We start from the raw sequence: 21,630 nt of genomic DNA on the forward strand, positions 1-21,630 counted from the left end.
TCCCCGTCGCCGCCGCAGGTGCGAGCCCTCCATTGTGGTCCATTGCGTCACGTCGCGACAGCATGCGGCCGGGCGATCGTGTCGGCCGGTTCGGGAACGCCGCGTACGCCAGGCTCTTGGGCTGATGGCGGCGGCAGCCACGAGGAACACCCGCTGTCACGCCTCGCATCTGCCGCTGGATAGGGTGGGCCGGTGACGACGTTCCGCATCGGGGAGGCCGCCGAGCTGCTCGGGGTCAGCGCCGACACCGTACGCCGGTGGGTCGACGCCGGGCGGCTCGCCGCCGGCCGCGACGCGCAGGGCCACCGGGCGATCGACGGGGTGGACCTGGCCGCGTTCGCGCGCGGCCAGGCCGCCGACCCGGACGACCGGTCGGACGCCTCCTCGGCCCGCAACCGGCTGCGCGGCATCGTGGTCAACGTCGTCAAGGACACCCTGATGGCGCAGGTCGACATCCAGGCGGGGCCGTTCCGGATCGTGTCGCTGATGAGCCGGGAGGCGGTCGACGAGCTGGACCTGCGGGTCGGGTCGCTGGCCGTCGCGGTGATCAAGTCGACCACGGTGGTGGTGGAACGGGTCTCGCCTGCGGGAGGCTCCCGGGGGAGGCCGGGGTCGTGAGCGCGCAGCGGCCGCGTCGGGTGACGGCGGCGGTGGCGGTGGTGGCGGCCCTCGCCTTCGTGGTCGGCTGCGGCGGCGGGAGCGCCTCCGGCGGCGGGTCGGCGGGCGCCGCCGGCACGGTGACCGTGTTCGCCGCGGCCTCGCTGACGGAGGCGTTCACCCGGCTCGGCCGGGACTTCGAGGCGTCCGGGGGCACCGCCGTCGTCTTCAACTTCGCCGGCAGCGCGGCGCTGGCCGCGCAGGTCAACCAGGGCGCGCCGGCCGACGTGTTCGCCTCGGCGGCGACGCGGAACATGGCCACGGTCACCGGGGCCGGCAACGCCGACGGCGATCCGGTGGTCTTCGTCCGCAACCAGCTCGTCGTCGCCGTGCCGAAGGGCAATCCCCAGGGCGTGGCCGGGTTGGCCGACCTGACCCGGCCGGGCCTGAAGGTCGCGCTCTGCGCGGAGCAGGTGCCGTGCGGTGCGGCGGCGCGCACGGCGCTCGACGCCGCGTCGGTCGCCGTCACCCCGGTCACCCTGGAGCGGGACGTCCGGGGCGCGCTCTCCAAGGTGCGGCTCGGCGAGGTCGACGCCGCCCTCGTCTACCGCACGGACGCGCTGGCCGCCGCGGCCGAGGTGACGGCCGTCGAGTTCGCCGAGTCCGCCCGGGCCGTCAACGACTACCCGATCGTCGTGCTGCGGAACGCGCCGAATCCCGGCGGCGCGCGGGCCTTCGTCGCGTACGTCCGCTCGGAGCGGGGTCGCGCGGTGCTCGCCGGGGCGGGGTTCCGGGCCCCGTGACGCGCACCCACGGCGTACGGGCCCGGCGGCGGGGTGCCGGGGTACCCGTCGCGCTGCTGCTGCCGGCCGCGCTGGGCCTGGTCTTCCTCGTCCTGCCGCTGGTCGGGCTGCTGGCCCGTACGCCGTGGGCCACCCTGCCGGAGCGGCTCGCCGCGCCGGGCGTGCTCACCGCGCTGCGGCTGTCGCTGCTGACCGCCACCCTGGCCACGCTGCTCTGCCTGCTGCTCGGGGTGCCGCTGGCCTGGTTGCTGGCCCGGGTGGAGTTCCCCGGCCGACGCCTGGTACGCGCCCTGGTCACCGTGCCGCTGGTGCTGCCGCCCGTCGTCGGCGGGGTGGCGCTGCTGCTGGTCTTCGGCCGGCGGGGCCTGCTCGGCGGCTGGCTCGACGCGACCTTCGGGATCACCCTGCCGTTCACCACCGCCGGCGTGGTGCTGGCCGAGGCGTTCGTGGCGATGCCGTTCCTCGTGATCGCCGTGGAGGGCGCGTTGCGCGGCACCGACGGCCGGTACGAGGAGGCGGCAGCCACCCTCGGTGCCGGTCGCTGGACGACGTTCACCCACGTCACCCTGCCCCTGGTGGCCCCCGGCCTGGCGGCCGGCGCGGTGCTGTGCTGGGCCCGGGCGCTCGGCGAGTTCGGCGCCACCATCACCTTCGCCGGCAACTATCCGGGGCGTACGCAGACCATGCCGCTGGCCGTCTACCTGGCGCTGGAGACCGACGTGCAGGCCGCCGTGGTGCTCAGCCTCGTGCTGCTCACCGTCTCGGTGGCCATCCTCGCCGGGCTGCGCGACCGCTGGATCACCAGCCCGTGAGCGCGCCCCTGCTCGACGCGCACCTCCTGGTGGATCGCGGCGGGTTCCGCCTCGACGTGCCGCTGTGCGTCGCCGCCGGCGAGGTGGTCGCGCTGCTCGGCCCCAACGGGGCGGGCAAGACCACCGCCCTGCGCGCGCTCGCCGGCCTGCTGCCGCTGACCGACGGGCACCTCGCCCTCGGCGGCGTCGACCTGGACCGGCCGAGCCGGCGGGCCTGGACGCCCACGGAACGCCGGGGAGTCGGCGTGGTCTTCCAGGACTACCTGCTCTTCCCGCACCTGAGCGCGCTGGAGAACGTGGCCTTCGGGCCCCGGCGACACGGCGCCGACCGGCGTGCCGCCCGCCGCAGCGCCCACGACTGGCTGGCGCGGGTCGGGATGGCCGAGCACGCCGACCGCCGACCGCGTCAGCTCTCGGGCGGGCAGGCGCAACGGGTCGCACTGGCCCGCGCGCTCGCCGTCGAGCCGGCGTTGTTGCTGCTGGACGAGCCGCTCGCCGCGCTCGACGCGCGCACCCGGCTGGACACCCGGGCGGAGCTGCACCGGCACCTCGCCGCGTACCCGGGGGCCACCCTGCTGGTCACCCACGATCCACTGGACGCGCTGGTGCTGGCCGACCGGCTCGTGGTCGTCGAGGAGGGGCGGGTGGTGCAGGAGGGGGACGCCGCGACCGTCACGGCGCGGCCACGCACCGACTACGTGGCCCGGCTCGTCGGGCTGAACCTGCACCGGGGGCACGCCGACGGACACCTGGTCCGGGTCGCCGACGGGCTGACCCTCACCGTCGCCGACCGGCTCGACGGGGATGCCTTCGTCGCCTTCCGACCCTCGGCGGTGGCCCTGCACCCCGCCCGCCCCGAGGGCAGCCCGCGCAACACCTGGGCGGCGACGGTGGCCGGCGTGCAACGCCACGGGGACAACCTGCGGGTTCGTCTCGACGGGCCGATCGGGGTGGCCGCCGACGTCACGCCGCCCGCCGCCGCCCAGCTGCGACTGGCCCCCGGCCAGCCGGTCTGGGCCGCGGTGAAGGCGGCGGAGACCCACGCGTATCCCGCCGGCTGACGGCGCCGGCACTGGCCTTTACCTTGGCCCTGGCCTTTACCTTGGCCCTGGCCTTTGCCTTGGCCCCGATGACGCCCCCGCCCCGGCGGCGGCCAGAACGGCGCCGACGAGCGGCCAGGACGCGGCCGACGGCGGCGCGAGGCACGGCCCCCAGCCGCGCGGCGCCGTTGCGGCCCGACCGGGCCGGTCCCGCGACCGGGCGGGACGACGCCGAACCCGGGGTCGGGTCAGGCGGCGGGGTCGGCGGCCAGCAGGTCGGCGTGCGCGGCGCGGAGCCGGGCGAGACCGGGATCGCTGCCCGGTGTGACGCGGCGGTCGAGCTCCGCCCACGCCTCGGCGAGGGCGGCGGTGACCGCGCGCAGCTCGGCGGAGTGCCGGCGGCTGCTGAGCCGGTGCGCCTCGTCGAGGCGGCGGGCCCAGCCGGCGGTGACGGCGGCGAGCCGGTCGGCGTCGGCGCGGGCCTGGGCGGCGCTGCGGGCGGCGGCCGCCGGAACGATCGCGGCCACCGGCCGGGGGTCGCCGTCGCGGGTGACGACGGTGACGGTGTCGGTCAACTCGGCCAGCGCGACGAGCTGGGTGAGCCGGGTGCGCGCCTCGCGCAGCGGCACCGAACGCGGCTGGTCGGTGTGCGGGGTGAGAGCGGGGACAGCCATGGATGGATGGTCGTCCCCGGGTACGACATTTCCGCACGCCGCCGACGCCGGCACCGCCCAGACCGGCAACCGCACCCAATTCCGGCGACGCTCCACTGTGGACGGGAGGGCCGAAGAACCGTGCGAACCGGGGCACTCGCGGCGGATGCGCCGCCCGAACACCTGGACAACGACAGTTAACAATCCTAATAATTGTGCATCCGTCGATCCGACGGCCCTCGTACCCGGGAGGTCCGGATGCGTCGCCCTGCCCGAAACCTGCTGCTGGCCGCCGTCGCGGCCCTCGCCACCGTCACCGCCACCACGCTGACCCTGGCCGCGCCGGCCCGCGCCGCCGGCCCGACCGCCACCTTCGTCAAGACCGCCGACTGGGGCACCGGATGGGAGGGACGCTACACCGTCACCAACGGCGGCCCGAGCACCGTCACCGGCTGGCAGGTCGCCTTCACCCTGCCCCCGGGCACCACGCTCGGCTCCTACTGGGACGCCACGGTGAGCAGCGCCGGCCAGCGGCACACGTTCACCAACCGCTCGTGGAACGGCACCGTGGCCCCCGGCGCCTCGGTGTCGTTCGGCTTCCTGGCCACCGGCTCGGGCGCCCCGACCGACTGCACGCTCAACGGCACGCCGTGCTCCGGCGGCACGCCCACCGGCCCGCCGACCACGGCACCGCCGACCACGGCACCGCCGACGACCGCACCGCCGACCACCGCCCCACCCACCACACCGCCACCGACCACCCCACCGCCCACCACTCCCCCGCCCGGCGGGCTGCCCCGGCACGCGTTGATCGGCTACCTGCACGCCAGCTTCGCCAACGGCTCCGGATACCTGCGGATGGCCGACGTGCCCGCCGACTGGGACATCGTCAACCTCGCCTTCGGCGAGCCCACCACGGTCACCTCGGGCGACATCCGGTTCCAGCTCTGCCCGCCCAGCGAGTGCCCGGGCGTCGAGACCGAGGCCGAGTTCGTCGCGGCGATCCGGGCCAAGCAGGCGCAGGGCAAGAAGGTGCTGCTCTCCATCGGCGGCCAGAACGGCCAGGTCCAGCTCACCACCACCGCCGCCCGGGACACCTTCGTCCGGTCGGTGTCGGCCATCATCGACCGGTACGGCCTCAACGGGCTCGACATCGACTTCGAGGGGCACTCGCTCTACCTCGACGCCGGGGACACCGACTTCCGCAACCCGACCACGCCGGTGATCGTCAACCTGATCTCCGCGATCCGCACCCTCAAGCAGCGGTACGGGGCCGGCTTCGTGCTCACCATGGCGCCGGAGACGTTCTTCGTCCAGCTCGGCTACCAGTACTACGGCTCCGGGCCGTGGGGTGGGCAGGACCCGCGCGCCGGGTCGTACCTGCCCGTGATCCACGCGCTGCGCGACCACCTCACCGTGCTGCACGTGCAGGACTACAACTCCGGGCCGATCATGGGGCTCGACAACCAGTACCACACGATGGGCAGCGCGGACTTCCACGTCGCGATGACCGACATGCTCCTCGCCGGCTTCCCCGTGGCCGGCAACCCCGACCGCGTCTTCCCGCCGCTGCGCGAGGACCAGGTGGCCTTCGGAGCGCCATCCTCCCCCAGCGCCGGCAACGGCTACCTCGCCCCGGCCGGAGTGCAGGCCGCGGTCACCTGCCTGGTGAAGGGGCAGGGCTGCGGCCCGTACCTCCCGCGCAGCGGCACCAACCCGGCCTTCCGGGGGCTGATGACCTGGTCGATCAACTGGGACCGCTTCTACGCCTGGGAGTTCCGGCTGAGCCACGGCCCGTTCCTGCGGGCGCTGTCCTGAGCGCGTGCCGCCGTCCGGGCCACCCCGCCCGGACGGCGGCACGGGCAACCCGGGACGACTGCACGGGCAACCCGGGACGACGGCACAGGCCAGCTTGGACGACGGCGACGGCGACGGCGACGGCGACGGCGACGGCGCCACGGACGACCCGGACGCAGGTCGTACGCCGGAATCCGGTTGCGTCACCGGGTCGCTCCGGCCCACGATTCCGGGGCGGGCCCGGGACCGGACCGCCCGGCAGGGACGCCCGGCCGCGCGGCCGGGCGCGGCGGCCGGGGTGGGAGGCGAAGGTGGCAGGCATCCGTGCGGTGGCGGCCGGGATCGACGCGCGGGCCGTGGTGCTCGTCGAGGGGGCGAGCGACCGGGTCGCCCTGGAGACCCTCGCCGCGCGCCGGGGCCGGGACCTCGACGCCGACGGCGTACGGGTCGTGGCCATGGGCGGCGCGACGAACATCGGCCACTTCCTCGACCAGCTCGGCCCGACAGGACGCGGGCTGCGGCTGGCGGGCCTCTACGACGAGGCCGAGGAGGGCTTCTTCCGGCGCGGCCTGCAACGCTGCGGCCTCGGCGCCGACCTGTCCCGCGACGGCCTGGCGGCGCTGGGGTTCCACGTCTGCGTGGCCGACCTCGAAGACGAGCTGATCCGGGCGGTCGGCGTCGCCGGGGTGCGGGCGGTGCTCGCCGCCGAGGGCGAGCTGCGCTCGTTCGACCTGTTCCAGCGGCAGCCGGCGCAGCGGGGTCGCGCCGTCGAGGCGCAACTGCACCGCTTCCTCGGCACCCGGTCCGGCCGCAAGAGCGCGTACGCGCGGCTGCTCGTGGCGGCGTTGGAGCCGGACCGGGTGCCCCGCTCACTCGACGCGGTGCTCGCCCGCGTCTGAGCGCACGCCGCGCCACTCGGGCGTCAGCACCGACCACACCTCGATGTCGATGCGTCCGGCCGGGCCGGGGTAGACCTCGCGCAGCGTCCCGTCGAGGCGCATGCCCAGCCGCCGGGCGGTGGCGATGCTGCGGGTGTTGCGCGCGTTGGTGCGCCACTCGACGCGGTGCATGCCGCGCTCCCGCACGGCCCAGTCGACGATCCGGCCGACCGCCCGGGTGACCAGCCCGTGGCCCTCCCCGGCCGGCTCCAGCCAGCAGCCCGCCTCGCAGACGCCCGAGGCGGCGTCGAACGAGACGAACATGACCCCGCCGACCAGCTCGCCCCGCCGCCAGATGCCCCAGATGCCGCCGGCGTCGCGCGCCCACAGGTCCGCGTAGCGCTGGAGCACGGCCCGGGCACCGGCGAGGTCGTCGACCATGAACGAGGGCGACACCCAGGGCGCGATGTGCGTACGGGCCCGGTCGAGGTGGGCGAGGAACTCCTCGGCCCGCCAGGGCTCCAGGGGACGCAGCTCGGCGTCCTCGGTCAGGGACAGGGCGAACACGGTGGCCTCCCGGGTGCAGACGGTCGAACAGGCAATCTACCGGTATACACACCGGGTATACGTGATGTGTATAGTCGCCGGCATGTCGATCGGACAGACCTTTCTCGGCCTCCTGGAGGCCACCCCCCGCCACGGCTACGACATCAAACGGCTCTACGACGAGCGCTTCGGTCACGCCCGCCCACTCGCGTACGGGCAGGTCTACGCCACCCTTTCGCGGCTGCTGCGCGGCGGACTGGTCGAGGTGGACGCGGTCGAGCCGGGCGAGGGCCCGGAGCGCAAGCGGTACGCGATCACCGAGGCCGGCGTCACCGACGTGGCGCAGTGGCTGACCCGGGCCGAGAAGCCCGAGCCTTACCTGCAGAGCACCCTCTACACCAAGGTGGTGCTGGCCCTGCTCACCGGCCGCCCCGCCGCCGACGTGCTGGACGTGCAGCGCGCCGAGCACCTGCGGATGATGCGGGATCTGACCCGCCGCAAGCGTGACGGCGACCTCGCCGAGCAGTTGGTCTGCGACCACGCCCTGTTCCACCTCGAGGCCGACCTGCGCTGGCTGGAGCTGACCGCCGCCCGCCTCGACGAGCTCGCCGCGACGGTGCGGTCGTGAACGCGCCGCTGCTCGTCGCCGAGGACCTGCACCGCTCGTTCGGGCCGACCCGGGCACTCGCCGGCGCCAGCCTGCGCGTGCACCCCGGCGAGGTGCTGGCCCTCATGGGCTCGTCGGGCTCCGGCAAGTCCACCCTGCTGCACTGCCTCGCCGGCATCGCCCGCCCCGACTCCGGCCGCGTGCTCTACGCCGGCCGCGACCTCGCCACCCTCAGCGACGCCGAGCGCAGCGCGCTGCGCCGGGAGGAGTTCGGCTTCGTCTTCCAGTTCGGCCAGCTCGTACCGGAGCTGACCTGCCTGGAGAACGTCGCGCTGCCGCTGCGGCTGGCCCGGGTCGGCCGCCGCGAGGCGGAGCGGCGGGCCGCCGAGTGGCTGGCCCGCCTGGAGGTCGCCGAGGTTGCCGGCAAGCGGCCCGGCGAGGTCTCCGGCGGGCAGGGGCAGCGGGTGGCGGTCGCCCGGGCGCTGGTCACCCGGCCACGGGTCGTCTTCGCCGACGAGCCCACCGGGGCGCTCGACTCGCTCAACGGCGAGCGGGTCATGCGGCTGCTCACCGCCGCCGCCCGCGACACCGGGGCGGCCGTGGTGCTGGTGACCCACGAGGCGCGGGTCGCCGCGTACTCCGATCGGGAGGTCGTGGTGCGCGACGGGCGCACCCGGGACCTGGAGGTGGCGGCGTGACGCCGCTGCGCGACCGCGCGGCCGACCTGGTCATGGGCGCCCGGATGGCCTTCACCGGCGGCCGGGACGGCTGGCTGCGGGCGGTGCTCACCGCCGTCGGCGTCGGCGTGGGGGTGGCGATGCTGCTGCTCGCCGCCGCGGTGCCCGGCGCGCTGGACGCCCGGCAGGCGCGCGGCGACGCCCGCGACGACCTGCGGATGGGCGAGCCGATCCCGGCCGCCGCGAACACCCTGCTGATCCGCCAGACCGACACCGAGTTCCGGGGGCAGCCGGTGCGCGGCCGGGTGCTACGGCCCGAGGGTCCGGCCGCACCCGCCCCACCGGGGGTGGCCGCGCTGCCCCGCGCCGGCGAGGTGCTGGTCTCCCCCGCCCTGCGCGACCTGCTCAGCTCCGCCGACGGCGCGCTGTTCGCCCCCCGCCTCGGCGGGGCCACGGTCACCGGCGTCATCGGCGCCGAAGGGCTCGCGGGTCCGGGCGAGCTGGCCTACTACCTGGGCAGCGACACCCTTACCGCCGACGATGCGACCCGGCTGGCCGCCTTCGGCGGCGGGCTGCCCGGCGAGGGCCTCGGTCCGGTGCTGATGATGCTGGTGGTCGTCATCTTCGTGGTCCTGCTGCTGCCCATCGCGGTCTTTCTCGGCGCGGCCGTGCGCTTCGGCGGGGAGCGGCGCGACCGGCGGCTGGCCGCGCTGCGGCTCGTCGGCGCCGACGCCGCGATGGTCCGCCGGATCGCCGCCGGGGAGGCCGCCGCCGGCGCGCTGCTCGGCGTCGCGGCCGGCGGCGTGCTCTTCGCGCTCGGCCGGCAGGTGGTGCCGCTGGTCACCCTCATGGACCTGAGCGTGTACGCCGCCGACGTGCGCCCGCCGCTGCCGCTGGTGGCCGCCGTCGTGCTGGCCGTGCCGGCGCTCGCCGTCGTGGTGACGCTGGTGTCGATGCGTGCCGTGCTGGTCGAGCCGCTCGGGGTGACCCGGCGCGCGACGCCGGTTCGCCGCCGGTTGGTGTGGCGGCTGCTGCTGCCGGCCGCCGGGCTCGGGCTGCTGCTGGCCGGCGCCGCCGGCGTCGCGCCGCTGGGCAGCGAGCAGCAGACCGCGGCCGGCGCCGTGCTGCTGCTGGTCGGCGTGGTCACCCTGCTGCCCTGGCTGACCGACCTGCTGGTACGCCGGCTGCGCGGCGGCCCCGTCGCGTGGCAGCTCGCGGTGCGCCGCCTCCAGCTCGACAGCGCCGCCTCGGCGCGGCTGGTCAACGGCGTCGCCGTCGCCGTGGCCGGCACCATCGGGTTGCAGATGCTCTTCGCCGGCGTCGCCGGCCGGTTCACCTTCGACACCGGGCAGGACACCTCCCGGGCCCAGGTGCAGGTGCAGTTCCCGGCGCGGCCGGACGCGGCGGTGGCGTTGGACCGGCTGGCCGCCGCGAGCGGGGTGACCGCCAGCATCGCCACCCTGACCACCTTGGTCACGGCCGACGGCACGCACGGCATGCTGCGGATCGGCGACTGCGCGGCGCTGGCCGAGTTCGGCCGGCTCGACCGGTGCGCCGACGGCGACGTCTTCCTGGTCCACGATCCCGAGGACCGGTCGGCCGACATCCGGCCGGGCGGCACGGTCACGGTCGGCGACGGGGTGAGGTGGCGGGTCCCCCGTGCCGCCCGGGAGGTCCCCGTCCGCACCAACCCGTCCGGCTACCGGCAGGGCGGGGTGCTGGTCACCCCCGGGGCGGTCGACACCGCCCGGCTGGGGCCGCTGCACGCGGAGGCGTACCTGCGCCTCGCCGCCGACCGGCCGGACGCGGTGGAGCACGTCCGCAACGCCGCCGCCGGCGCCGACCCGTTGGCCTCGGTGCTCACGCTGACGGAGACCCGGCAGGCCAACCAGTTCGTCAACGTCCAGCGCGGCCTGTACGTCGGCGCGGTGGTCACCCTGCTGCTGATCGGGGCCAGCATGCTGGTCGGCGTGCTGGAGCAGCTCCGGGAGCGCCGCCGGCTGCTGGCGATGCTGGTCGCGGTGGGCACCCGGCGCTCCACGCTGGGCTGGTCGGTGCTGTGGCAGAGCGCCGTGCCGGTGGTGGTCGGGCTCGCCCTGGCCGTCGTGTTCGGGCTCGGTCTCGGCGCGGTGCTGCTGCGCATGGTGCAGGCGCCGGTCGCCGTCGCCTGGCCGGCGCTGGGCATCTCCACCGGCCTCGGGGCGGCGGTGGTGCTGCTGGTCACCGGGCTCAGCCTGCCGGTGCTGTGGCGGCTCACCCGCCCGGACGGCATCCGCACCGAGTAGGGCGAGCGCGTCCCGGTCGGGAGGCCGCTACGGCGACTCGACGCCGGCGAGCAGCTCGGCCAGGTGCACGGCCCGCACGGCCGACCGGCGCCGACGCAGCCCGGTACGCAACTGGCGCAGGCAGCCGGGGTTGACCGTCACCACGAGGTCCACCCCGGCGGCCTCGATCTCGTCGAGCTTCGCGTCCAGGATCCGCCGCGACTGTCTCGGCCGCAGCAACGAGTACGTGCCGGCGGCCCCGCAGCAGGTGGCCGCAGAGGGCAGCTCCACGTAGTCGGCGACCTGACGCAGCAGCGCCCGGGGCTCGGCGAAGACGCCGAGGCCGTTGCGCAGGTGGCAGGAGTCCTGGAGGGTCACCCGGGCACGTCGGCCGGCCACCCGCAGCTCCGCCCCGGCGGGCCGGCCGGCGAGCCAGGTGGACAGCTCGCGTACCCGGTCGGAGCCGAGCACGGAGGCGAGGTGCGCGGCGCAGCCGCCGGAGGTGGTGACGATCGTGCCGGGCAGGTCCTCGCCGAGTCGCTCGGCCAGCCGCTCGCCGCCGACCAGGTCGCCGTTGTGCGCGTGCAGCGCGCCGCAGCAGCCCTGCGCGGTGGGGACGGCCAGCTCGGGGGCGAGCGCGTGCGCCGCCCGGCTGACCGCCGGGTAGAGCCCTCGCTCCACGCAGCCCAGCATCAACCGCGCGCCCGGCCCGCCGGGGGCGGCGGATCCGGGGGCGGCCGCCGTCGCGGATGTCGCGCCCGGGGCCGGCGCGGTCGAGGCCAGAGCGGTCGAGGCCGGAGCGGTCGAGGCCGGAGCGGTCGGCGTCGTCGGGGCCGGAGCGGTCGGCGGTGCGGTGGCGGCCGGGCCGCGGGCGGCGCGGCGGGCGAGGCCGGCCAGCCGCAGCAGCCAACGCCGCTCGACCAGCAGCATGAGTGCCCGGGCCACCAGCGGCCGCCGCCAGCCCCGCCACTGGTGCACCCGCCACTGCTCCAGCAGGCTGCCGTACTCGACCCCGGCCGGGCAGACCGGCTCGCAGGCCCGGCAGCCCAGGCAGAACGAGGCCTGCTCGGCGAGGGTGGCGTCGTCCGGGGGCAGGGTGCCGTCCTGCAACGCCCGCATCAGCGTGATCCGCCCGCGCGGCGAGGACGCCTCGTCGCCGGTCATCGCGTACGTGGGGCAGGCCGGCAGGCAGAACCCGCAGGAGATGCAGCGCGACAGCTGCTGCGGGTCGAACACGTCGCCCGTCACGAGCCGAGCTTTCCGGGGTTGAGGATGCCCGCCGGGTCGAAGGCGCTCTTGATCCGGCGCAGCAGGGCGAGCTGGTCGTCGCCGAGGCGGGCGGCGAGGAACGGCAGCTTCGCCGCCCCCACCCCGTGCTCGCCGGTGATCGTGCCGCCGAGGTCGATGGCGGCGGCGAAGACGTCGGCGAAGGCCGCCTCGGCCCGGCGTACCGCCTCGTGGTCCTCGGCCGAGTCGAGCACGCAGGTGGGATGCAGGTTGCCGTCCCCGGCGTGGCCGAAGGTGGCGATGGCGACGTCGTGCCGGGCGGCGACGGCGTCGATGCGGTCGACCATCTCGGCGATCCGCGGCCGGGGCACGGTCGCGTCCTCCAGGATGGTCATCCCGCCGCGGCGCGACAGCGCCGGCAGCGCGCACCGGCGGGCGGCCAGCAGCGCCTCGGCCTGGGCGACCTCGCGAGCCGTGGTGACCTCCACCGCGCCGGCCTCGACGCAGGCCGCGCCGATCCGGTCCAGGTGGGCGGCGACCAGGTCGGGCGGGCCGTCGTCGCCGAAGAGCAGCAGCGCGCCGGCGTCGGCCCGCAGCCCCAGGTGGGCGAAGTCCTCCACGGCCGCGATGCAGGCCCGGTCGAGGAACTCCAGCGTCGCCGGCACCACGCCGGCCCGGATCACCCGGGCGACCGCCTCCCCCGCGTCGGCCAGCGTCGGGAAGTACGCGACCCCGGTGTTCGCCGACGCCGGGGCGGGCAGCAGCGCCACGGTGGCCTCGGTGATCACGGCGAGGGTGCCCTCGGAGCCGGTGAGCAGCCGGGTCAGGTCGTAGCCGGCGACGTCCTTCCACAGCCGCCCGCCGGTGCGGATCACCTCGCCGGTGGGCAGCACCACCTCCAGGCCCAGCACGTAGTTACGGGTCACGCCGTACTTCAGGCCGCGCAGCCCGCCCGCGCAGGTGGCGATGGTGCCGCCCACGGTGGCGACGGTGCGGCTGCCCGGGTCGGGTGCCCAGAGCAGACCCCGCGCGGCGGCGGCGTCGGCCAGGGCGGCGCTGGTCACGCCCGGTTGCACCCGGGCCAGCAGCTCGTCGGCGCTGACCTCCAGGATGGTCTTGAGCCGGGTCAGCACCAGCACGATGCCGCCGCGCAGCGGCACGGTCGCGGCGCACAGGTTGGAGCCGGCGCCGCGGGGCACCACGGGCACCCGGTGCCGGGTGGCGAGCGCCAGCACGGCGGCGACCTCGGCGGTGTCGGCCGGGAAGACCACCGCGTCCGGCCGGTGCGAGAACAGCGGCGTGGCGTCGCGCGCGTACGCCACGAGGTCGCCGGCCGCGTCGTGCACGTGCGACGCACCGACGATGCCGCGCAGCTCGGCGAGGACGGTCGCGGACAGCGTCATGCCCACCCTTCCCGGCGCGCGGGTCGCGCCTGTAGGTTTTTGCCGACCAATGACCGGACGCCCGGCGACAATTTCCACCGATCATAGAGAGCCGGACGGGTGGCGTGAAGACGGCGGGCCTGGCCCGTCAGCCCGGCGGCAGGTGCTCGCGCAGCGCGGCGAACTCGGCCGCCGTGAGGAAGGACGGGTTGGCGCCCTGCGGCTGCCGGAGCACCTCCGCGCCGGCCAGCCGGACGTCGGCCCGGAAGAACTCCCGGGGGATCCGGTGCGCCTCGTCCAGGACCGTCAGGTCCAGCGGCACCGTCCAGGCCCCGCCCGGCTCCCCCGGCACCGCGCGGGCGGCCACCGACCCCACGCCCCACACGCCGTACGCGAGCCGACCGCGACTGCCGCTGGCCCACAGCACCACCGGCTGACCGGCGCGCATCGGTCGGTCACCCCCTCATCCTCGCCCGGATCCCGCCCGGCCGCGATCCGGGCCACCCGACGTCCGCCCAGGCGCCGGGCGGCCCTTGCCGCTGGACCGGGGAGCGTCGTCACACGACGTGGCGCAGGTATCCCGCGACCGACGCGTCCAGCACCTCCCGGCCCGGCCGGGCCCACACCTCGGCCGAGAACACCTCCACCTCCACCGGCCCGGTGTAGCCGGCCGCGTCGACGGCCTCCCGCAGCCGGCGCAGCTCGATGCAGCCGTCACCGGGCAGCGCCCGGCCGAGCAGCACCCCCTCGGGCAGCGGGGTGACCCAGTCGCACACCTGGAACGCGGCGATCCGCGCTCCCGCCCGGGCGATCTGCGCGTACACCGTGTCGTCCCACCACACGTGGTAGGCGTCGACGACGACCCCGACCACGCCCGGGTCGAACCGCTCGGCGATGTCGAGCGCCTGCCCGAGGGTGGACACCACGCAGCGGTCGGCGCAGAACATCGGGTGCAGCGGCTCGATCGCCAGCGTCACCCCGGCCGCGGCGGCGTGCGGGGCCAGCTCGGCGATGGCGTCGGCGACCCGGTGCCGGGCGCCGTCGACGTCCCGGCTGCCCGCCGGCAGACCGCCGGAGACCAGCACCAGCACCGAGGTGCCGAGGGCGGCGGCCTCCTCGATGGCCCGCAGGTTCTCCTCCCGCCAGCCGTCGGCGGTGAAGAAGCCGCCCCGGCAGAGGGAGGTGACCTCGACACCGGCGTCGCGGACCAGCTTCGCGGCGCGGGCCAGCCCGTATGCGGCGACCGGCTCCCGCCACAGCCCGATCCCCGGCACGCCGGCCGCGACGCAGCCGGCGACCACCTCGGGCAGCGGCCAGTGCTGCGACGTGGCCTGGTTGAACGAGAACCGCCGCAGGACCGGCTCACTCCTCGCGCTCACTGGTCCACCCCCGCCATGGTGAACAGCGCCCGCGCGCGGGTCGCGGCCAGCTCCGCGTCGGGCAGCAGCCCGGCGGCGTCGGCGAGGGTGAGCAGGGTGCCCAGGTGCGCCGGCGAGCGGCCGGACTGCGCCCCGCCCACCATCGTGAAGTGGTCCTGGTGTCCGGCCAGCCAGGCAAGGAAGACGATGCCCGTCTTGTAGTGCCAGGTGGGGGCCGCGAAGATGTGCCGGGCCAGGGGCACCGTCGGGGCGAAGATCGCGTCGTACGCCGCCAGCTCCCCCCGGTCGAGCGCGGCGAGCGCCGCGGCGGCGGCCGGGGCGATGGCGGCGAACACCCCGAGCAGCGCGTCGGAGTGGCCGCTCGGGTCGCCCCGGATCAGTTCCGGGTAGTGGAAGTCGTCGCCCGTGTAGAGGCGCACCCCGGCGGGCAGCCGGCGGCGCAGCGCCACCTCGCGGTCGGCGTCCAGCAGGGAGACCTTGATCCCGTCCACCCGGGTCTCGTGGGCCTTGATCAGCCCGACCACGGCATCGGCGGCCTCGTCGAGGTCGGCCGACCCCCAGTAGCCCGCGAGCGCCGGGTCGAACATCGGGCCGAGCCAGTGCAGCACGACCGGCTCGTCGGCGGCGTTCAGCAGCTCGTCGTACACCCGCAGGTAGTCCTCCGGGCCCCGGGCGGCGGCGGCCAGGTGGCGGCTGCACATCAGCACCGGGCGGGCCCCGGCGGTCCGCACGTCGTCGAGCTGCTCGCGGTAGGCGCGGGCAACCTCGACCAGGGTGGCCGGGCCGGGCGGGAGCTGGTCCGTGCCGACCCCGGCGACGATCCGCCCGCCGACCGCACGGGCCTCGGCGGCGCTGCGCCGGATCAGCTCGCGGGTGGCCGGGTAGTCCAGCCCCATGCCGCGCTGCGCGGTGTCCATCGCCTCGGCCACCCCGAAGCCGTACGACCACAGGTGGTGCCGGAAGGCCAGGGTGCGGTCCCAGTCGAGCACCGCCGGGGCGCCGGGAATGTTCTCGGCCGTCGGATCGGCCACCACGTGCGCGGCGGCGTACGCGATCCGGCTGGCCGGCGGTCCGGCCGGGCGCGGGAAGCCCGCGCCCCCGGTCAACCGGTAGCGCTCCCCGCCCGGCAGCACCACCTCGGCCGCACTCACAGGTCCACCCCGGTTTCGCGACTGCGAAGCTCGCAGACCCGGCTCACTCCTCCCGCTCACAGGTCCAGCTCCGGGATGTCCAGCCGGGCGCCCTCGCGCGCCGACCGCAGGCCCAGCTCGGCGAGCTGCACGCCGCGCGCGCCGGCCAGGAAGTCCCACGGGAACGGCTCGTCGGCGACGACGTGCCGCAGGAACGCCTCCCACTGCACCTTGAAGCCGTTGTCGAACTCCTCGTTGTCCGGCACCTCCGTCCACTGCGCCCGGAACGGCTCGGTGACCGGCAGGTCGGGGTTCCACACCGGCTTCGGGGTGACCGCCCGGTGCTGCACCCGGCAGCCGCGCAGCCCGGCCACGGCGCTGCCCTCGGTGCCGTCGACCTGGAACTCGACCAGCTCGTCGCGGTGCACCCGCACGCACCAGGAGGAGTTGAGCTGGGCGACCACGCCGCCGTCGAGCTCGAAGATGCCGTACGCGGCGTCGTCGGCGGTCGCCGGGTAGGTGCGGCCCGCCTCGTCGACCCGCTGCGGCACGTGCGTGGCGGTGACGCAGTTGACCGTGCGTACCCGGCCGAAGAGCTCCTCCAGCACGTACTGCCAGTGCGGGAACATGTCCACCACGATGCCCCCGCCGTCCTCGCTGCGGTAGTTCCAGGACGGGCGCTGGGCCGGCTGCCAGTCGCCCTCGAAGACCCAGTAGCCGAACTCGCCGCGCACCGACAGGATCCGGCCGAAGAAGCCGCCGTCGATGAGCCGCTTGAGCTTGCGCAGCCCGGGCAGGAAGAGCTTGTCCTGCACCACCCCGGTGCGGACCCCGGCGGCGCGTGCCGCCCGGGCCAGGTCGAGGGCACCCTCGGTGTCCTCGGCCAGCGGCTTCTCGGTGTAGACGTGCTTGCCGGCCTCCAGCGCCCGGCGGATGGCCTTCTCGCGCTGCTGGGTCACCTGGGAGTCGAAGTAGATCTCGACGTCGTCGCGGGCCAGCGCCGCGCTCAGGTCGGTGGTCCAGTCGGTCAGGCCGTGCCGCTCGGCGATCTCGCGGAGCTTGGTCTCGCTGCGCCCCACCAGGACGGGCTCGGGCCAGATGGACGTGCCGTCGGCCAGGGGCACGCCGCCCTGCTCGCGGATGGCGAGCAGGGAGCGCACCAGGTGCTGCCGGTAGCCCATCCGGCCGGTGACGCCGTTGACGATGATGCCTATCGACCTGCGGGTCATGGTGTTCCTTCCCTCCGGGCGCCGCCGGCCTCGACCGCGGCGGGCGGCGACCTGTTCCACGCCTGCGCGGCCGCCGGGAGGCTCCCGGCGGCAGACCTCAGGCAAGCGCTTTCCTGGGCAGCGTAGGGAACGCCTCCCACCTCAGGCAAGGGGCCGTCCGGCCGCGTTGCGCGGCGGGCGCCGACCGCCGGGGCGCCGGGGCGGAGAGGGGCTTTCGCTGCGGTACGGTGACGGATGGCCGGCACCCGGGCGCGGCCGTCGAGAACGACCGAGGGGGCGGCTGTGGCGACCCTGTCCGACGTGGCCCGGCGGGCGGGGGTCTCGCCCGCGACCGCCTCCCGGGTGATCAACGGCAGCAGCAAGCCCGTCACCGAGGACCTCCGCGAGCGCGTGCTGCGCGCCGTCGCCGAGCTGCAGTACGTCCCCAACGCGCACGCCCAACTGCTGGCCCGCTCGCACCGCATGGCGGTGGGCGTCATCGTGCACGACGTGTCCGACCCGTACTTCGCCGAGATCACCCGGGGCCTGCAACGGGTCGCCACCGACCAGGGCCGGCTGCTGACGATCTGCAACAGCTACCGCGACCCGGACCGCGAGCTGGAGTACGTCGAACTGCTGCGCGGCCAGCAGGTCGCCGCCATCATCCTCGCCGGCTCGGGCTACCACGACGCCACCTTCACCCGCCTGCTCAACGAGAAGCTCGCCGCGTACGAGGCGACCGGCGGACGGGTCGCGGTCATCGGCCGGCACGAGCACTCCGGCGACGCCGTGATGCCGGACAACCGCGCCGGCGGCCGGCTGATCGGCGCGGAACTGTACGAGCTGGGGCACCGGGCCATCGGCGTGGTGGCGGGGCCGGCGGTGCTCACCACCACCACCGACCGGCTCACCGGGCTGCGGGAGTCCCTCGCCGCGCACGGGCTGAGCCTGCCCGAGCACCGCGTACGGCACGCCGAGTTCGACCGCGACGGCGGCGTCGCCGCCACGGCCGCCCTGCTGGACGCGGACCCCGGGCTGACCGCAATCGTCGCGCTCAACGACTCGATGGCCATCGGCGCGCTGGCGCTGTTGCGCTCGCGCTCGGTTCCGGTGCCCCGGCAGGTGTCCGTGATGGGCTTCGACGACATGCCGATCGCCCGGGACGTCACCCCCGCGCTGACCACCGTCCGACTGCCCCTGGTCGAGATGGGTGCCCGCGCGATGTCGCTGGCGCTCGACCCGGGCGCGGCGGCGCCCCGCGTCGAGGTGCTGCCCGCCGAGGTGGTGCGCCGTGACAGCACCGGGCCGGCCCCCGAGGTCGTCCCGGTCCGCCCCCGGGCGGCCGGATCCGGCGCGTCAGCCGGCTGACGGCCGCCGCCCGGTCGACGGAGAACCCGTGGTCGGTGGCCCTGTACCGCCGCCGAGGTGGATCCGCGTCCTGGAGTCGCAGAGCGTGGCCGTCGCCCACGCCGACGTGGCGGCCGACGCGCGTCGGCTGGCGCTGATCTCGGCCGCGCTGTCCGAGGAGCTGGTGTGCGCGGTCACCGCCCGTGCGCACGACGCGCAGCAGGCGAGCAGGGCGCGTAGCCGGGCTCAGATGATGAAGTGGGTCCAGTAGGCGAGCCAGGCGACGAAGAGCGCTCCCTGGAGCAGTGCCAGGGCGGCGGTCAGCCAGGCGTCGGCGCCCGCCTGGCGGGCCCAGCGGGCCAGCACGAGACCGACCGGGAAGACCGCGATCAGGTAGCGCAGCAGGCTCTTGTAGACCGGCGGACCCATCGACAGCGGCACCAGGACCATGGTCAGCCCGTACACGAGATAGGGCAGCCCGAGCCGGCGGGCGCCCGCGACCAGCACCGCCAGCACCAGCACGGCGGCCCACACCCGCAGGGCGTCGCGGGGCGGGCTGCCGGTCAGGCCGTGCCACAGCACCGCCAGCGGGTTCTGCACGCGGATGCCCCAGCCCGTCTCCTGGGCGTGCTTGTAGGCGAACCAGTCGCCGCTGTGCCACCGGCAGAACGCCATGAAGGTCAGCCAGCCGGCGGGCAGCAGCGCCAACGGCCAGCCCACCCGCGCGTACGTCCACCAGGCGCGCGGACCCAGCCGGTAGCCGTGCTGCCGCAGCAGCACCAGGGCCAGCGGGAGCACGACCAGGAACCCCACCGAGCGGCTCAACGCCAGGAAGAAGCCGACGACGCCCACGAGCAGCCAGCGCCGCCGCTCGGCGTGGTGGAAGGCGGCGAGCGCCAGGCAGAGGAACAGCGACTCGGTCAGCGCCGCCTGGAACAGGAACCCGGCCGGCAGCAGCACCAGGTAGCGGACGAACCGGCGGGCGGCGGCGTCGTCGCCGAGCAGCCGCTCGCCCAGCCGGTGGGCGTAGAAGAGCATCAGCAGGAACGCGACGTTGGCCACGATCAGCAGCGCCAGCGCGGTGTCCCCGCCCAGCAGCGGGGCCAGCGGGCGGGCCAGGAACGGATAGAGCAGGGGGAAGCCGAAGTCGCGCCACGGCTCGTCGAGCGGAAGCTGGGCCAGGCGGTCGTAGAGGAAGGAGTCCCAGGCGAACCAGAGCGCCACCGCACGGTGCCCGGAGATCGCCCGCTGCTGCTCGCGCATCGTCGTCTCGTCCGGCGGCGGCGCCCAGGGCACCTCGTCGAAGGCGCTCAGCGCGAGCACGCCGACGGCGCTGAGCACGATCTTCGTGCCGACGAAGACGGCGACGACGAACAGCCACGGCGCCGGTACCCGCGCCGCCGCCCGCCGCAGGTCGTGCCCGCGCCCGGCCAGCCGGACGGACACCGCGCGCCACCGCCGCTCCGCGACGGCCCGCCCTGTGTGCATCACACGTCTCCCGATCCGGCCGCCCGCCCGGTGCCACATCCCCGTTCCGGGGCCGTTGACACACGTCGCCGCGACCGCGCGCCGGTCGACCGGGGGCCGGACGCCGGGGCGTCGCCGCAGCGCGCCCCACGATCCGTCCCGCCGGGGCGGGTCGGGGGCGGACGGAGATCCGGGGTGAGTTCCGGCCGCCGCCGGGTAAGCGGGCCGCCTCCGGGAGGCGGAAAGCAGGGGGCGACGGGCATGGGCGAGGAGCGCGGCACGGTGGTCATCGGCGCTGGGCCGGCGGGCCTGACCGCGGCGTACGAGCTGCTGCGGCGGGACAGCCCCGTCCGGGTGTTCGAGGCCGACGAGGTGGTGGGCGGGATCAGCCGCACCGTCGAGCGCGACGGGTGGCGCTTCGACATCGGCGGGCACCGGTTCTTCACCAAGGTGGCCCGGGTCGAGAGGTTCTGGCACGAGATCCTGCCCGACGAGGACTTCCTGCTGCGGCCCCGGATGAGCCGCATCTACTACCGGGGTGCCCTGTTCGACTATCCGCTGAGCGCGATGAACGCCCTGCGCAACCTCGGCGTGCGGGAGGCCGTGCTGTGCGTGGGCTCGTACGCGCGGGCCCGGCTGCGCCCGCCGAAGGACCAGTCGCACTTCGAGGGCTGGGTCTCGGCCCGCTTCGGCTGGCGGCTGTACTCGATGTTCTTCAAGACGTACACCGAGAAGGTCTGGGGGATGCCGGCCGACCGGTTGCAGGCCGACTGGGCCGCGCAACGGATCAAGAACCTGTCGCTGGCGAAGGCCGTCCGCAACGCGGTGCTGCCCGGGCGCAACCGCACGGACGTGACGAGCCTGATCGAGGAGTTCCAGTACCCGAAGCTCGGCCCCGGCATGATGTGGGAGCGCTGCGCCGAGCAGGTTCGCCGGCGCGGCGGCCGGGTGGACACCGGCACCCGGGTGACCGCCGTGCACCGTGACCCGGAGCGCCGGCGGGCGTTCGCCGTGACCGTCGACGGGACCGGCGGGCGGCGCACCGAGCCGGCCGCGCAGGTCGTCTCCTCGATGCCGATCTCCGAGCTGGTCGCCGCGCTGCGCCCGCCGGCCCCGCCGGAGGTGCTGGCCGCCGCCGCCGACCTGCGGTACCGGGACTTCCTGACCGTCGCGCTGGTGGTGCCCGAGGAGTTCTCGTTCCCGGACAACTGGATCTACGTGCACGACCCGGCGGTACGGGTCGGCCGGATCCAGAACTTCGGCTCCTGGTCGCCGTACCTGGTCAAGGACGGCCGCACCTGCCTCGGGATGGAGTACTTCGTGTTCGAGGACGACGAGACCTGGCGTACGCCCGACGCCGAACTGGTCGCCGCCGCGACGGCCGAGCTGGAGCGGCTCGGGCTGGTCCGGCCGGGGGTGGTCGAGGCCGGGTACGTGGTGCGGATGCCGAAGGCGTACCCGGTCTACGACGAGCGCTACCAGCGCAACGTGGACGTGCTGCGGGAGTGGCTGGCGCGCGAGGTGCCCAACGTGCACCCGGTGGGCCGCAACGGCATGCACCGCTACAACAACCAGGACCACTCGATGCTGACGGCGATGCTCACCGCCGAGAACATCGCCTGCGGCACCCGGCACGACGTCTGGTCGGTCAACGTGGAGCAGGACTACCACGAGGAGTCGCGCCACGACGGGGACGGTCACCGGGGCACCGGCCGGGACGCGCCCGTCGTGCCGGCCCGGCCCGCCGTCGCGGTCGGCACGACGCTCGACGGCGCCACCCGCCACGATCGCCCGGCCCAGGTACGCCTCGGCTGAG

21 protein-coding genes are annotated in these 21,630 nt (G+C 75.6%); 12 read left to right on the forward strand and 9 right to left on the reverse strand.

What is annotated here, in order from left to right; all coding sequences use genetic code 11:
* Positions 1-192 precede the first annotated feature (192 nt).
* From KBX06_RS14850 to KBX06_RS14865, 4 genes are read left to right on the forward strand one after another with little or no spacing between them, the layout of a single operon-like run.
* The gene (locus tag KBX06_RS14850; RefSeq protein WP_210835097.1) at positions 193-618 is read left to right on the forward strand and encodes a molybdopterin-binding protein; all 426 of its coding nucleotides are present in this window, start codon (positions 193-195) and stop codon (positions 616-618) included.
* A gap of 20 nt (positions 619-638) precedes the next feature.
* A complete protein-coding gene (gene modA / locus KBX06_RS14855) occupies positions 639-1,400 on the forward strand; it encodes a molybdate ABC transporter substrate-binding protein (RefSeq protein ID WP_210835194.1) in 762 nt (253 codons plus the stop codon).
* A complete protein-coding gene (locus tag KBX06_RS14860; RefSeq protein ID WP_210835098.1) occupies positions 1,397-2,212 on the forward strand; it encodes an ABC transporter permease in 816 nt (271 codons plus the stop codon). The genes modA and KBX06_RS14860 overlap by 4 nt, the downstream gene beginning before the upstream one ends.
* Positions 2,209-3,273: an ABC transporter ATP-binding protein gene (locus tag KBX06_RS14865; RefSeq protein WP_210835099.1), complete on the forward strand. Its 1,065-nt coding sequence runs from the start codon at positions 2,209-2,211 to the stop codon at positions 3,271-3,273. Before KBX06_RS14860 ends, KBX06_RS14865 begins: the two co-directional genes overlap by 4 nt.
* Positions 3,274-3,500: 227 nt before the next feature.
* Here KBX06_RS14865 and KBX06_RS14870 read toward each other — a convergent pair whose 3' ends face one another.
* Positions 3,501-3,926: a type II toxin-antitoxin system Phd/YefM family antitoxin gene (locus KBX06_RS14870; RefSeq protein ID WP_210835100.1), complete on the reverse strand. Its 426-nt coding sequence runs from the start codon at positions 3,924-3,926 to the stop codon at positions 3,501-3,503.
* Positions 3,927-4,184: 258 nt separating this feature from the next.
* On the opposite strand from KBX06_RS14870, the gene KBX06_RS14875 reads away from it, so the two are divergent.
* Together KBX06_RS14875 and KBX06_RS14880 are read left to right on the forward strand one after the other, a co-directional pair.
* Positions 4,185-5,723 (forward strand): chitinase, encoded by a 1,539-nt coding sequence (locus KBX06_RS14875; protein WP_374225642.1) that lies wholly within the window; start codon positions 4,185-4,187, stop codon positions 5,721-5,723.
* A 290-nt stretch (positions 5,724-6,013) separates the two neighbouring features.
* Positions 6,014-6,601 carry an ATP-dependent endonuclease gene (locus KBX06_RS14880; RefSeq protein ID WP_210835102.1) on the forward strand — a complete coding sequence of 196 codons (588 nt, stop codon included), beginning with the start codon at positions 6,014-6,016 and terminating at the stop codon, positions 6,599-6,601.
* On the opposite strand, the gene KBX06_RS14885 is transcribed toward KBX06_RS14880, so the two are convergent.
* Entirely contained in the window at positions 6,572-7,147 is a 576-nt protein-coding gene (locus KBX06_RS14885) for a GNAT family N-acetyltransferase (RefSeq protein ID WP_210835103.1), read from the reverse strand. The two genes, KBX06_RS14880 and KBX06_RS14885, sit on opposite strands and share 30 nt — an antisense overlap.
* A gap of 82 nt (positions 7,148-7,229) precedes the next feature.
* Between KBX06_RS14885 and KBX06_RS14890 the strand changes: the two genes are divergently transcribed.
* The 3 genes from KBX06_RS14890 to KBX06_RS14900 are packed head-to-tail and all read left to right on the forward strand — an operon-like array spanning position 7,230 to position 10,695.
* Positions 7,230-7,754: a PadR family transcriptional regulator gene (locus KBX06_RS14890; RefSeq protein ID WP_210835104.1), complete on the forward strand. Its 525-nt coding sequence runs from the start codon at positions 7,230-7,232 to the stop codon at positions 7,752-7,754.
* Positions 7,751-8,431: an ABC transporter ATP-binding protein gene (locus tag KBX06_RS14895; RefSeq protein WP_210835105.1), complete on the forward strand. Its 681-nt coding sequence runs from the start codon at positions 7,751-7,753 to the stop codon at positions 8,429-8,431. Before KBX06_RS14890 ends, KBX06_RS14895 begins: the two co-directional genes overlap by 4 nt.
* On the forward strand, positions 8,428-10,695 hold the full coding sequence (locus KBX06_RS14900) for an FtsX-like permease family protein (RefSeq protein ID WP_210835106.1): 2,268 nt from the start codon (positions 8,428-8,430) through the stop codon (positions 10,693-10,695). Before KBX06_RS14895 ends, KBX06_RS14900 begins: the two co-directional genes overlap by 4 nt.
* Positions 10,696-10,722: 27 nt before the next feature.
* On the opposite strand, the gene KBX06_RS14905 is transcribed toward KBX06_RS14900, so the two are convergent.
* The 6 genes from KBX06_RS14905 to KBX06_RS14930 all read right to left on the reverse strand — a co-directional run bounded on the left by KBX06_RS14905 (position 10,723) and on the right by KBX06_RS14930 (position 17,021).
* A complete protein-coding gene (locus KBX06_RS14905; RefSeq protein ID WP_210835107.1) occupies positions 10,723-11,922 on the reverse strand; it encodes a (Fe-S)-binding protein in 1,200 nt (399 codons plus the stop codon).
* Positions 11,919-13,304: an FAD-binding oxidoreductase gene (locus tag KBX06_RS14910; protein ID WP_210835108.1), complete on the reverse strand. Its 1,386-nt coding sequence runs from the start codon at positions 13,302-13,304 to the stop codon at positions 11,919-11,921. The genes KBX06_RS14905 and KBX06_RS14910 overlap by 4 nt, the downstream gene beginning before the upstream one ends.
* Positions 13,305-13,431: 127 nt before the next feature.
* Positions 13,432-13,731 carry a hypothetical protein gene (locus KBX06_RS14915; RefSeq protein WP_210835109.1) on the reverse strand — a complete coding sequence of 100 codons (300 nt, stop codon included), beginning with the start codon at positions 13,729-13,731 and terminating at the stop codon, positions 13,432-13,434.
* 109 nt (positions 13,732-13,840) lie between these two features.
* Entirely contained in the window at positions 13,841-14,662 is an 822-nt protein-coding gene (locus KBX06_RS14920; RefSeq protein WP_307854638.1) for a sugar phosphate isomerase/epimerase, read from the reverse strand.
* Positions 14,659-15,813: a dihydrodipicolinate synthase family protein gene (locus KBX06_RS14925; protein ID WP_210835110.1), complete on the reverse strand. Its 1,155-nt coding sequence runs from the start codon at positions 15,811-15,813 to the stop codon at positions 14,659-14,661. Before KBX06_RS14925 ends, KBX06_RS14920 begins: the two co-directional genes overlap by 4 nt.
* 56 nt (positions 15,814-15,869) lie before the next feature.
* Positions 15,870-17,021 (reverse strand): Gfo/Idh/MocA family protein, encoded by a 1,152-nt coding sequence (locus KBX06_RS14930; protein ID WP_210835111.1) that lies wholly within the window; start codon positions 17,019-17,021, stop codon positions 15,870-15,872.
* Between the two features lie 282 nt (positions 17,022-17,303).
* On the opposite strand from KBX06_RS14930, the gene KBX06_RS14935 reads away from it, so the two are divergent.
* Both KBX06_RS14935 and KBX06_RS14940 read left to right on the forward strand, forming a co-directional pair.
* On the forward strand, positions 17,304-18,368 hold the full coding sequence (locus KBX06_RS14935) for a LacI family DNA-binding transcriptional regulator (RefSeq protein WP_210835112.1): 1,065 nt from the start codon (positions 17,304-17,306) through the stop codon (positions 18,366-18,368).
* A gap of 28 nt (positions 18,369-18,396) precedes the next feature.
* Entirely contained in the window at positions 18,397-18,618 is a 222-nt protein-coding gene (locus KBX06_RS14940; protein WP_210835113.1) for a hypothetical protein, read from the forward strand.
* Here the strand turns inward: KBX06_RS14940 and KBX06_RS14945 are convergent.
* The gene (locus tag KBX06_RS14945) at positions 18,594-19,835 is read right to left on the reverse strand and encodes a hypothetical protein (RefSeq protein ID WP_247685889.1); all 1,242 of its coding nucleotides are present in this window, start codon (positions 19,833-19,835) and stop codon (positions 18,594-18,596) included. The two genes, KBX06_RS14940 and KBX06_RS14945, sit on opposite strands and share 25 nt — an antisense overlap.
* A gap of 240 nt (positions 19,836-20,075) precedes the next feature.
* Between KBX06_RS14945 and KBX06_RS14950 the strand changes: the two genes are divergently transcribed.
* Complete coding sequence (locus KBX06_RS14950) at positions 20,076-21,629, forward strand: NAD(P)/FAD-dependent oxidoreductase (RefSeq protein ID WP_210835115.1); 1,554 nt, start codon at positions 20,076-20,078, stop codon at positions 21,627-21,629.
* Position 21,630: the final 1 nt, after the last annotated feature.

The organism is Micromonospora sp. C31, from assembly GCF_018070575.1.
In the GTDB taxonomy this organism is placed as follows: domain Bacteria; phylum Actinomycetota; class Actinomycetes; order Mycobacteriales; family Micromonosporaceae; genus Micromonospora.